This window comes from Paraconexibacter algicola (assembly GCF_003044185.1).
Taxonomy (GTDB): Bacteria; Actinomycetota; Thermoleophilia; order Solirubrobacterales; family Solirubrobacteraceae; genus Paraconexibacter; species Paraconexibacter algicola.
On sequence record NZ_PYYB01000002.1, the window covers coordinates 68,877 to 81,016 of the forward strand.

Here is a 12,140-nt window from a genome sequence, read left to right on the forward strand (position 1 = left end):
GTCAGACCCCCTCCCCCGCTCGCGCGGCGTTCGCGGTCAGCCAGTCCTCGAGCAGCACGGCCGCCGCCCGGGAATCCTCGCTCGTGGCGCCGCCGCGCTGGGCGGCGATCGCGGTGGTGTAGCGCTCGTCGTACAGCTCGACCGGGACGCGGACGGCGTCGGCGAGCTTCGCGGCGAACGCGCGGACCTCGGCGGTCTGCGCGCTGTCGGTCCCGCGCAACGTCACCGGCAGCCCGACGACGACCCGCTTGATCCCGCGCTCGCGCACGACGCCGAGCACGCGGTTGAAGCCCTTGCGGGTCCCGGGACGCAGCACCTCGTCGATCGGCGTGACGATCGTCCCGGTCGGGTCCGTCACGGCGCAGCCGCAGCGCGCGCTGCCGTAGTCGAGGGCGAGCACCCGCATCAGCCGCCGAGCGCCCCGGTGATCGCGGCCCGCGCGGCGTCGAGCGCCTCGCCGAGCTTCGACGGGTCCTTGCCGCCGGCCTGCGCGGCGGTGTCGCGGCCGCCGCCGCCCCCGCCGGTGATCTGGGCGGCGAGCTTGACGATCTCCCCCGCCTTCACACCGCGCTCCACGAGCGACGGGGTGACGAGCGCGACGAGCCCGACCTTGCCGTCGGCGGCGCTGCCGAGCACCACGGCCGCGTCCTCCCCGACCTGGCCCTTGACCTTGTCGGCGAGCTCGAGCAGCGCCTTGCCGCCGACGCCCTCCACGGCGGCGACCAGCACCTTCGCGCCGCCGACGTCCTGGGCGCCCGCGGCGACCTGCGCCGGGTCGACCCCGGCGGCGGCGCCGGCGGCCTGCGCCTTGGCGGCCGCCTTGACCTTCGCCTGGAGCGCGGCGATCGCGTCCGGCACCTGGTCGACGGGCGTGCGCAGCGCGTCGGCGCTCGCGCGCAGCAGCGCGTCGTGCTCGCGCACGAGCGTGACCGCGGCGGGCCCGGTGACCGCCTCGATGCGCCGGACGTTCGACGCGCTGGAGCCCTCGCTGGTGATCTTGAACAGGCCGATCTCCGCGGTGCTGCGCACGTGCGTGCCGCCGCACAGCTCGCGCGAGAACGAGCCGTCCCCGACCGACACCATCCGCACCACGTCCCCGTACTTCTCGCCGAACAGGGCCATCGCGCCGAGCGCCTTGGCCTCGTCGAGCGTCGTGGAGATCGCGCGCACCGGATGGTTCTCGAGGATCCAGCCGTTGACGTCGTCCTCGACGGCCTGGAGCTCCTGCGGGCTGAGCCGCTGCCCGTGGCTGAAGTCGAAGCGCAGCTTGTCCGGCTGCACCGCCGACCCGGCCTGACGCACGTGCGTGCCGAGGTGCTTGCGCAGCGCGGCGTGCAGCAGGTGCGTGGCGGTGTGGTTGCACTGCGTGGCGTGCCGGGCGGTCGGGTCGACGCGCGCGACGACGCGCTCCCCGTCCTTCAGCGTGCCGGTGCGCAGCTCGACGGTCACGGCCTGGTCCTCACCGGCGCGCAGCACGCCGGAGACGACCGCCTCGCAGTCCCCGTCCTCGCACGCGATCGTGCCGACGTCGGAGACCTGGCCGCCGCCCGCCGCGTAGAACGGCGAGGACGCGAGCTTCACGTACGTGACGCCGTCGCGCTCGGTGACGCCCGCGACGGTCGTGTGCTCCTCGAGGTGCTCGTAGCCGGTGAACTCGGTCGGGGTCTCCGACAGGGCGCGCACGACGTCCGCCGCCCCGCCGACGCGGGCCTTGCCGCCCCCCGCGCCCCCGGCGCTGCGGGCGCGCTGCTCGTCCATGAGCGCGTCGAAGCCCGCCTCGTCGACCTCGAGGCCGCGCTCGGCGGCGATCTCCTGGGTCAGCGCGAACGGGAACCCGTACGTGTCGTGCAGCTGGAAGACGGCGGCGGCGTCGAGGCTGCCCGCGGCGACCTTCTCCTCGAGGATCTTCAGGCCCGACTCGAGCGTGCGGCCGAAGCCCTCCTCCTCGGCGCGGACCCACTTGAGGATCGTGTCGCGCTCCTCGACGATCTCGGGGTACGCCGTCCCCATCGTCTCCATGACGACGTCGACGTAGCGGGGCAGGAAGCCGCCCTCGATGCCGATGCGGTGGCCCTGCTGGATCGCGCGGCGCATCAGGCGCCGCAGGACGTAGCCGCGGTCCTCGTTGGAGGGGACGACGCCGTCGGCGATGAGGAACGTCATGCCGCGCGTGTGGTCGGCGAGGATCCGCAGCGCGCGGTCGTCCGCCTCGCCGGTCGCGAGCTCGCGGCCGAGCGCGATCAGCGGCACGAACTGGTCGGTGTCGAAGATCGTCTCGACGCCCTGCTGGATCAGGGCCATGCGGTTGAGGCCCAGGCCGGTGTCGATGTTCTGGTTCGGCAGCGGGGTGAGCGTGCCGTCCGGCGCCTGGTCGAACTGCATGAAGACGAGGTTCCAGTACTCCAGGAAGCGCTCGTTCTCACCGCCGGGCAGGTCGTCGGGGGAGCCGTACTCGACCCCGCGGTCGAGGTACAGCTCGCTGCACGGACCGCAGGGACCGGTCGGCCCGGCCTGCCAGAAGTTCTCCGAGCGCGGGCACGGGACGATCCGGTCGCGCGGGACGCCGAGCGCCTCCCAGGCGGCGACGGCCTCCTCGTCCAGGCCGATCCCGAGCGCCGGGTCGCCCTCGAAGACCGTCACCCAGATGTCCTTGGGATCGAAGCCGAAGCCGTTGAGCGAGAGGTCCCACGCGAACTCGGCGGCGCCCGCCTTGAAGTAGTCGCCCAGCGAGAAGTTGCCGAGCATCTCGAAGAACGTCAGGTGCCGGGCGGTGACGCCGACGTTCTCGATGTCCGGGGTGCGGAAGCACTTCTGGCAGCTGGTCAGGCGGTCCGCCGGCGGGGCCTCCAGGCCCATGAAGTACGGCTTGAGCGGGTGCATCCCCGCGGTGGTGAGCAGGACCGACGGATCGAAGCTCGCGGGCACCAGGGAGCCGCTGCGCAGCCGCTTGTGGCCGTGCTGCTCGAAGAACGACAGGTACGTCTCGCGGATCTCGTCGGAAGTCACCGGGCGATTGTCGCGCATCCCACGACGACATCGCCCTGCAACAGGCAGGCGACCTGCCCGGGCGCCGCGCCGTGGACCGGCTCGTGCAGCTCGACCGCGCCGTCGCGCAGCGTGCACGGCAGGGCGTGGGAGCGGTAGCGCAGCCGCACCCGGTCGACGCGCTCGGGCGCGCGGTGGAGCGTCACGTCGCGCAGCGGCACGTGCGTGGTGGCCAGCGCGGCGCGCGGCCCGACGACGACCGTGTTGGTCGCGGGGTCGGTGCGCAGCACGTGCAGCGGCTCGCCCGTGCCGCCCGTGAGGCCCAGGCCCTTGCGCTGCCCGACGGTGAGGTGGTGGTGGCCGCGGTGCTCGCCGAGCTTCGTGCCGTCCCGGTCGACCACGTCCCCCGGGACGTCGCCCAGCGCGGGGCCGCCGTGGCGGGCGAGGAACCCGGCGCGTCCGACGCCGGCGAGGAAGCAGAGGTCCTGGCTGTCGGGCTTGCGGGCGACGGGCAGCCCCGCCTGCGCGGCGAGCTCCCGGACCTGCGGCTTGCGTAGCTCGCCGAGCGGGAACCGCAGCCGGGCGATGGTGCCGGGCGCCAGCGCGGCGAGCATGTACGCCTGGTCCTTGCCCTCGTCGAGGGCCTGGCGCAGCAGCCCGTCGGGGGTGATCCGCGCGTAGTGGCCGGTCGCGAGCGTCGCCGCGCCGAGGCGGTCGGCGTAGTCGAGCATCGCGTCGAGGCGGACGTGCCCGTTGCAGCGCACGCACGGGTTCGGGGTCAGGCCCCGGGCGTGGTCGGCCAGCCACGGGTCGACGACCCCGGCGCGGAACTCGGCGCGCAGGTCGAGCGTGAAGTGCGGCAGGCCCATGCGGTGCGCCAGCGCGCGGGCGCCGCGGACGGCGTCGGCGCTGCAGCACGACTGGGTGCCGTCGTGGCCGTCGTCGGCCCAGAGCTCGAGCGTCACCGTCGCGACGTCGGTGGCGTCCTGCGCGCTGAGCAGCGCGGCGACCGCGCTGTCGACCCCGCCGCTCATCGCCACGAGCGTGCGGCCGCCGCCGTCCGGGCGCGGGGCGGGGACCGCGGCCTGCGTGCGGACCGCCCGGCCGAGCGCCCGGTGCAGGGCGTCCGCGGCGAGGTCGGCGGCGTGGAGCTTGCCGACGCTGAGCCCGCCCAGGGCGTCGGCGACCTGCGTCGTGCCGATCCGGGCGGCGTCCAGGACGTGCGCGCCGTCGAGCAGCTCGACGACCGCCGAGCCGGCCGCGATCGTCGCGCCGCAGCCCTCCGCGTCGAACCCGGCGTCGGCGATCCGGTCGCCCTCGATCCGCAGCCGGATCGTGACGAGATCGCCGCACAGCGCGCCTCCGGCGTTGCCGGCGACGGCGCCCGCGGGGGTGTGTCCGCGGCCGCGGGGGAAGCTCAGGTGGTCGGCGAAGCGCTCGTCCGGCACGCCCCGGGAGTGTGGCACGGGAGAATGTCCGCATCGACGCTCCTCCACCGTTCTTCGCCGACCTCGCCGCCGAGTTCCAGCCGCGCCTCGACCTCCTCGTCCTCGCGATCGCGGTCGAGTTCGGCCGCGTGGACGTCGGCGGCGCCCTGACGCGCCTCGACGCGCTCGGCGCCGAGCTCGCGGAGGACCCGGAGGTCGCCCGCGCCGACGCCGACGCGGGCGCCCAGGCCGCGGCGATGACGCGGCTGCTGGGCCGCGCGCACGGCTTCGCCGGGGACACCGACACCTACGACGACCCGCGCAACTCGATGCTCGACCGGGTGCTCGAGCGGCGCCGCGGGCTGCCGATCCTGCTGAGCGTCGTGTACGCGGAGGTCGCGCGCCGCGCCGACCTGCCGGTCGTCGGGGTCGGGCTGCCCGGCCACTACGTCGTCGGGCACTTCGGGGCGATGCCGCCGCTGCTGCTCGACCCGTTCCACGGCGGCGCGCCGTTCCGGGCGCAGCCCGCGGCGCTCCCGCACGTGCGGCCGTGGACCGCGCACGAGACGGCGATGCGGATCCTCAACAACCTCGTCGGCTCGTTCATGCGCCGCCGCGACCGGGTCGCCGCCGTGCGCGCGGCGGAGCTGCGGCTGCTGCTGCCCGCCGACGACGAGCTGCGCGGCGTGCTCGAACGCGAGCTCGACGCCCTGCGCCGGGCGGGCTGAGCGCGCTCAGCGGCCGCGCGTGCGGCGCAGCGTGTCGTCCACGAGCTGCTCGATCTCCGCGGTGCCGGTGAACCCGACGATCGTGCGCGCGGCCCGGTCGCGGCCGATCACGAGGACGGTCGGGGCGGCGAGCACCTGCACGCCGCGCGTGATCGCCTCGTAGCGGCCGACGTCGGCGATCGGGGCGGAGACGACGCGCACGCGCCCGTCGCGGCGGGAGACGGCGCGCACGGCGCGACGGACCTCGCGGTCGTCGGCGGCGTTGCGCTCGGAGAAGAGGACGACGGCGACCGCACCGCGGGCGACCGCGTCGAGGATCGGGCGGGACGGGTCCTGCGGGGTGGCCTGGCCGGCGGGCGCGGGCGCGTCCGCGGCGGGGGCCGCGGTCGACGTCGGGGCGTCCGTCGCCGGGGCGCTCACCGGGCTCGCGGGCGCCGGGGTCGCCTCGCCGGAGGCCTGCGCGGCGGCCTGCTGCGTCGCCGCGGCCGCGGTCCCACTGGTGGTGACGGCGTCCTGGGCGCGCTCCACCGCGTTGCCGAGGCCGGCGACGCCCGGGGCGGCCCCGGCCGCGGGGGCGGTCTGCGCGGCGCCCGGTGCCCCGGGGAGCGGCGGCTCGGCGGACACGGAGTCCGACGGCCGCAGCACGAGCAGCCACAGCACGCCGAAGATCAGGACCGCGCCGAGCGCGAACTGGTAGGGGCGGGAGACCTGGCTCACCTGGGGAGCATCGGCACGCCCCCGCAGGACTTGAGGCCCGCCCTCCCCGGGCGGACGGCCGCGGGGGTCGGCAGACCTCATCCCCAGGGTCGTGGCCGCCCGCGCGCCGGGCCGCGAGCCTCTCGCCCATGCTCCCCCGCTCCCTGCCGTGCGCCGTGCTGCTCGCCGCCGCGATCACCGTCGGCCCGGCCGCCGCCGCGCCCGCTGCCGGCCCGGTCGCCCCGGACACGACGGTGCTCGTCTCCGGCCAGGACGACCTCGCCACCCCGCTGCCCGAGCCCGACGGGGACGCGGCCACGATCTCGCGTCGGGTGCAGTCCGACGACGGGCGCTACGTGCTGTTCTCCTCCAGCGGCGAGGGCCTCCCCGGCGCGGTCCCCGGCGGCCAGGACGTCTTCCGCAAGGACCTCCAGACGGGCGCGGTCGTGCGGGTGAGCGTGCCCGGCGGCGTGGCGGCGGGCACGCTGCGCGCCGAGCCCGTCGGGCTGAGCGACGACGGCCGTCGCGCCGCGTTCCTCACCTCCGCGTCGGCGAGCCCGCTGGACGCGAACGTCGGCCCGGACATCTACGTCCGCGACCTCGTCGCGGGCACGACGACGCTCGCCTCCCGGGTCAGCGGCGGCGGCGCGATCGGCGACATCCAGGACGGTGACCTCTCCGGCGACGGCACCACCGTGGCCTTCACCACCGACTCGACCAGCCTGGACCCGTCGGTGACCGACACCAACGCGACCTTCGACGTCTACGCCACCACGGTCGCCACCGGCGCCACGCAGCTCGTCTCCCGCGGCGCGGCGGCGACCGCGGTCACCGGCTACGACCCGTCGCTCGAGGACGACGCCAGCAGCGCGACCTTCGTCACCGACGCGCCGATCGCCGGGGCCCTGGACACCAACGGGCAGACCGACGTGTACCTGCGCGTGCTCGCGCTCCCGGCGTCCACCCAGCTCGTGTCGCGCGTCGACGGCGGTGGCGGCGCGCCCTCGACCGGCTCCTCGTACCAGGGCGTCCTCTCCGGCGACGGGTCGACCGTCGCGTGGGTGAGCTCGTCGACGACGATCGGGGACGGCGACGTCACCCCGTTCCCGGACGTGCACCGTAGCGTCATCGGGTCGGGCACCACGTCGCTGGTCTCCCGTCGGGCGGGCGGCACGCCCGGGGACGACGAGTCCTCCGATCCCGCGCTCAGCGACGACGGCCGGACGGTCGGGTTCCTGTCCCGCGCGACGAACCTCGACGCCGGCTACCCCGACGCCAACGGCCTGACCGACGCGTTCGTGCGGCGCGTCGTCGGCGACCAGACCGAGCTCGTCACCCGCACCGGCCCGTCGGACGCCCAGGCCTCCGGGGTGACCGTCGACGTCGACCTCTCCGGCGACGGCCTGCACGCCGCGTTCTCCGTCGACGCGTTCGCGGACGACCTCGACCCGCGGTTCCAGCACACGGTGCAGCGCGACCTGACCGTCGTCCCGCGCGTCACCCGCACGGTGTCGCGCCCGGCGGGCACGGCGGCGATCGTGAACCCCGGCGGGGCCGCGACGAGCACCGCGGGCACGGTCTCCCGGGACGGGCGGTTCGTCGCCTTCACCGCCGACCAGCCCGCCCGTGGCCTGGCGCCCGGCGTCCCCGCCGCGGTCCTGCGCGACCTGCGCACCGGCACCGTCGTCGTCGCCGGCCGCGGGCCCGACGGCACGATCCCGCCCGCGAGGACGGAGGCCCAGGCGCTCAGCGCCGACGGCACGAAGCTCCTGTTCAGCACCGCGGTGGGCCTGGACCCGGCGGACCTCAACGGGTTCACCGACCTCTACCTGCGCGACGTCGCCGCGGGCACCACGACCTGGGTGAGCCGGGCCGACGGCGCCGCCGGCGCGGCCCCGAACGCGATCGCGAACGTTCCCGGCGCGGTCCTCAGCGCGGACGGCCGCCGGGTCGCCTGGGTCACGGCGGCGACGAACCTCGGCGACGGCGACACCTCCCCCGTCCCCAGCGTGCACGTGCGGGACGTCCCCGCCGGACGGACGCTGCTGGCCTCCCGCGGGCAGGGTCCGACGGGCGCGCCGAACACGCTCTTCGTGTCGTCCCCGCAGCTCGACGGCACCGGACGGCGGGTCGCCTTCACCGGGGCCGGCGCGGACTTCGGCGACGGCGGCAGCGGCCCGCTCGTCCAGGCCCACATCCGCGACCTCGAGACGGGGGTCAACCGCCTCGCCGTCGAGAAGCCCGGTGGAGGCCCCGGCAACGGCAGCAGCGGCCCGGGCATCCTCAGCGCCGACGGGTCCACGGTCGCCGTCGTGAGCCAGGCGACCGACCTGACCCCGCAGGACACCGACGCCGCGCCCGACGTGCTGGTCCGCGACCTGACCAGCGGCGCGATCACGCTCGCCAGCCGGGCCGACGGACCCGCCGGGGCGAGCCCCGCGGTCGCGGTCGGCCTCGTCGGGCTCTCGGCCGACGGTCGGCGCGTGCTGCTGACGACCTCCGCGGTGCTCGAGCCGGGCGCGCCGAGCGCGCTCACGAACCTCGTGCTCCGCGACCTCGACGCGGGCACCTCCCGGCACGTCTCGCGGCTCGCCGACGGCACCGCGGTCACCGGCCAGCGGGCCGCGCTGTCCCCCGACGGCCGCTGCGTGACCTTCGGCGTCGCGCCCGCCGCCAGCCTGCAGGTCGCGCTGCGCGCCGCGGGCGCCACCTGCGCCCCGGCCGACCCGACGCCGAGCAGTCCGGGCGCTCCGACCGGTGGCGGCACCACCGGTGGCACGCCCGGGAGCGGTGGGGCGCCGGGAGCGACGGACCGTCGCGCGCCGCGCGTCACGGGCGTCACCGTCACGCCGACCCGCCCGCGCCGCGGCCGGCCGCTCGACGTGCGGCTGCGGCTCGACGAGGCGGCGCGCGTGACGCTCACACTCTCGTCCGTGTCCACCGGCCGCCGGGTCGGCACGACCTGCCGCAGGCAGACGTCCCGGAACCGGCGCCGCAAGGCGTGCGAGCGGCTGACGCAGCGCTACGCGACGACCAGGGCGCTGACCGCCGGCAGCCGCTCGATCCGGTTCGGCGGCCGGGTCCGCGGGCGCGGGCTACCGACCGGTCGGTACGTCGCGACGCTGGTCGCCGTCGACGCGGCCGGCAACCGGTCGGCGCCCGCGAAGCGGCGCTTCACCGTCCGCCGCTGAGCGACGCGGTCCCGGGGTGCGTCGGCACCCCGGGCTCGATCCGGGCGTCCGCCCGCCTACGCGGGCGGCGCCGCCTCGATCAGCGACTTCACGCCGAGCTCGCGCAGCTGCGGCGCGTCGACGGGCGCGGGCGCCCCGGTCAGCGGGTCACCCCCGCTGGCGGTCTTCGGGAACGCGATTACGTCACGGATCGACTCGCGCCCCGCGCACAGCGCGACGATGCGGTCGATGCCCATCGCGATGCCCCCGTGCGGCGGCGCCCCGTACTTCAGCGCGTCGAGCAGGAACCCGAACCGCGCCTGCGCCTCCTGGGCGTCCAGACCGAGGTGCTCGAACACCTTCGCCTGCACCTCGGGGGTGTGGATGCGGATCGAGCCGCCGCCGATCTCGGTGCCGTCGAGCACGAGGTCGTAGGCGCGCGAGCGCAGCGACGCGGGATCGTCGAGGTCCCCGGACGGCGCGGTGAACGGGTGGTGCAGCGCGTCGTAGCGGTCGTGCTCGGGATCGTGCTCGAACATCGGGAAGTCCACGACCCAGAGCACGTCGTGGGTCCCGGGCTCCACGAGACCGAACCGCTCGGCGAGCTCCAGGCGCAGCGCGCCGAGCGCGGCCGCCGCGACCTTCTCGCTGTCGGCGACGAACAGCAGCAGGTCGCCCTCGGTCGCCTCGAGCTCGGCGTTGACCGCGTCGATCTGCTCGCGGCTGAAGAACTTCGCCAGGTTGCCGACCCAGCCGGCCTCCCCGCCGACGTAGATCGGCGCGGTCGCGAACGCGCCGTGACGCTTGACGACCTCGTTGAGCCCGTCGAGCTCCGAGCGGGACATCTCGCGCCTGCCGGCGTTGAAGGCGCGCACGACGCCACCGCCGTCGATCTGACCCTGGAAGACCTTGAACGACGAGCCGGCCACGAGCGCGCCGACGTCGTGGATCTCCATCCCGAAGCGGGTGTCGGGCCGGTCGATCCCGTACTTCAGGACCGCCTCGTCGTAGCCCATGCGCCGCCACGGCGCGGGCGGGACCGCCATGTCGGCGACCTCGAACACGCGGGTCATCACGCGCTCCATCACGCCGATGACCTCGTCCTCGGTCACGAAGCCCATCTCGAGGTCCAGCTGCGTGAACTCCGGCTGGCGGTCGGCGCGCAGGTCCTCGTCGCGGAAGCATCGCGCGACCTGGAAGTAGCGCTCGTAGCCGCTCATCATCAGCAGCTGCTTGAACAGCTGCGGGGACTGCGGCAGCGCGTACCAGGAGCCCGGCTGCAGCCGCGACGGCACGAGGAAGTCGCGGGCGCCCTCTGGCGTGGAGCGGGTCAGCACGGGCGTCTCGATCTCGAGGAAGTCCTCCCCGTAGAGCGTGTCGCGCATCGTGCGGACGATCTCGTGGCGCAGGACCATCGCGTCGCGCATGTGCTCGCGGCGCAGGTCGACCATGCGGTGCGTCAGCCGCGTGTTCTCGTCGACCTGGGTCGACTCGTTCACCGGGAACGGCGGCGTCTGGGCGCCCGCGAGGACGTCCATCGACGCGACGGCGATCTCGATCTCGCCGGTCGCCATGTTCGGGTTGACGTTGACCTCCTCGCGCGCCAGCACGCGACCGGCGACGCTGACGACGTGCTCGGAGCGCAGGTCCTCCGCCGCGGCGAACGCGGCCCCCGAGGAGTCCGGGTGGAAGACGAGCTGCACGAGCCCGGAGCGGTCCCGCAGGTCGATGAAGATCAGTCCGCCGTGGTCGCGGCGGAAGTGCACCCAGCCCGAGACGCGGACCTCGCGGCCCTCGTCGGCCTTCGTGAGCGTGCCCGACCAGGTGTCCCGGTAGGCGTTCGCGGCCGGCGCGGAGGTCATCGCCCCGGCGCTCACAGGGTGCCCCCGCGGAGCACGTCGTGGACGACGGCGTCGACGCCGCCCGTCACCGGGTGCTGCTCACCGCTCTCCATGTCCTTCAGGCCGATCTCTTCGGAACGCACGACCGCAACGTATCGCGCGCCGCTGCGAGCGGCCTGCTTGAGCTGCCCCTTCATCGAGCGTCCGGCCAGCTCGAGCTGCGCGTTGAGGCCCGCCGCGCGCGCCCGCTGGGCGAGCCGGAAGCCGGTGACGCGCAGGTCGCGCTCCTCCCCGTCGATCGCGACGTAGAGGTCGAGGACCGGCTCGGGCTCGGGCCGGTGCCCGGCGCTCAGCAGGATCCGCTCGATCCCCGCCGCCCAGCCGGTGCCGGGGGTCGCGGGACCGCCGAGCTGCTCGATCAGCCCGTCGTAGCGCCCGCCGCCGCCGACGGCGGACTGGGCGCCCAGGGCGCCGCTGGTGAACTCGAAGACGGTCCGCGCGTAGTAGTCCAGGCCGCGCACGAGCGTCGGGTCGAGGTCGTACGGGACCCCGGCCGCGTCGAGGTGGGCGCGGACCTCCGCGAAGTGCTCGGCGTCCTCGGCGGCCAGCTCGTCCATCAGCAGCGGCGCGGTCCGCATGACCTCGCGGGTGCCGGGGTGGTCGGCGTCGAACGCGCGCAGCGGGTTGAGGTCGATCCGGCCGCGGACCTCCTCCGAGAGCCGGTCCTCGTTGGCGCGCAGGTGCGCGACGAGCTTCTCGCGGTAGTCGGCGCGCGTCTGCGGCGTGCCGAGCGACCCGAGCCGCAGGTGCAGGTCCTGCACGCCGAGCTCGGTCAGCACCGTGTGCAGCAGCACGATCGACTCGGCGTCGACGACGGGCTCGGCGCTGCCGATCGCCTCCGCCCCGATCTGCCAGAACTGCCGGAAGCGGCCCGCCTGCGCGCGCTCGTTGCGGAAGAAGCTCGACAGGTACCAGAGCTTCACCGGCTGCGGCAGCTTGTGCATGCCGTGCTGCAGGTAGGCGCGGGCGACCGGGGCGGTGCCCTCCGGGCGCAGCGTGATCGACCGCCCGCCACCGTCCTCGAAGGTGAACATCTCCTTCTGGACGATGTCGGTGGACGCGCCGACACCGCGCGCGAACAGCTCGGTCGCCTCGAACGTCGGGGTCTCGACGCGCCGGTAGCCGGCGCCCTCGAGGACCTTCCGGGCGACCCGCTCGACGGCCAGGCGCGGGGCCGCGTCGGCCGGGAGCACGTCGTGCGTGCCCTTGGGGGACTGCAGCTTCTCGGGCATG

The 12,140-nt window shown here is 75.5% G+C and carries 8 protein-coding genes; 2 read left to right on the plus strand and 6 right to left on the minus strand.

Annotation, left to right across the window (positions count from 1 at the left end):
- Position 1: 1 nt before the first annotated feature.
- The 3 genes from ruvX to mnmA are packed head-to-tail and all read right to left on the minus strand — an operon-like array spanning position 2 to position 4,433.
- The gene (ruvX, locus tag C7Y72_RS14270; RefSeq protein WP_107569873.1) at positions 2–406 is read right to left on the minus strand and encodes a Holliday junction resolvase RuvX; all 405 of its coding nucleotides are present in this window, start codon (positions 404–406) and stop codon (positions 2–4) included.
- Positions 406–3,006, minus strand: coding sequence for an alanine--tRNA ligase (alaS, locus tag C7Y72_RS14275; RefSeq protein WP_146175391.1), 2,601 nt, complete (start codon positions 3,004–3,006; stop codon positions 406–408). The genes ruvX and alaS overlap by 1 nt, the downstream gene beginning before the upstream one ends.
- Positions 3,003–4,433: a tRNA 2-thiouridine(34) synthase MnmA gene (gene mnmA, locus C7Y72_RS14280; protein ID WP_107569875.1), complete on the minus strand. Its 1,431-nt coding sequence runs from the start codon at positions 4,431–4,433 to the stop codon at positions 3,003–3,005. Before mnmA ends, alaS begins: the two co-directional genes overlap by 4 nt.
- A gap of 11 nt (positions 4,434–4,444) precedes the next feature.
- Between mnmA and C7Y72_RS14285 the strand changes: the two genes are divergently transcribed.
- On the plus strand, positions 4,445–5,140 hold the full coding sequence (locus tag C7Y72_RS14285; RefSeq protein WP_107569876.1) for a transglutaminase family protein: 696 nt from the start codon (positions 4,445–4,447) through the stop codon (positions 5,138–5,140).
- 6 nt (positions 5,141–5,146) lie between these two features.
- Here C7Y72_RS14285 and C7Y72_RS14290 read toward each other — a convergent pair whose 3' ends face one another.
- A complete protein-coding gene (locus tag C7Y72_RS14290; RefSeq protein WP_107569877.1) occupies positions 5,147–5,857 on the minus strand; it encodes a hypothetical protein in 711 nt (236 codons plus the stop codon).
- Between the two features lie 128 nt (positions 5,858–5,985).
- Between C7Y72_RS14290 and C7Y72_RS23385 the strand changes: the two genes are divergently transcribed.
- Positions 5,986–9,027, plus strand: coding sequence for a TolB-like translocation protein (locus C7Y72_RS23385; RefSeq protein WP_158276867.1), 3,042 nt, complete (start codon positions 5,986–5,988; stop codon positions 9,025–9,027).
- A gap of 56 nt (positions 9,028–9,083) precedes the next feature.
- Here the strand turns inward: C7Y72_RS23385 and aspS are convergent, their stop codons facing one another.
- Entirely contained in the window at positions 9,084–10,868 is a 1,785-nt protein-coding gene (gene aspS / locus C7Y72_RS14300) for an aspartate--tRNA ligase (RefSeq protein ID WP_107569878.1), read from the minus strand.
- 11 nt (positions 10,869–10,879) lie between these two features.
- Positions 10,880–12,139 (minus strand): histidine--tRNA ligase, encoded by a 1,260-nt coding sequence (hisS, locus tag C7Y72_RS14305; protein WP_107569879.1) that lies wholly within the window; start codon positions 12,137–12,139, stop codon positions 10,880–10,882.
- Position 12,140 lies beyond the last annotated feature (1 nt).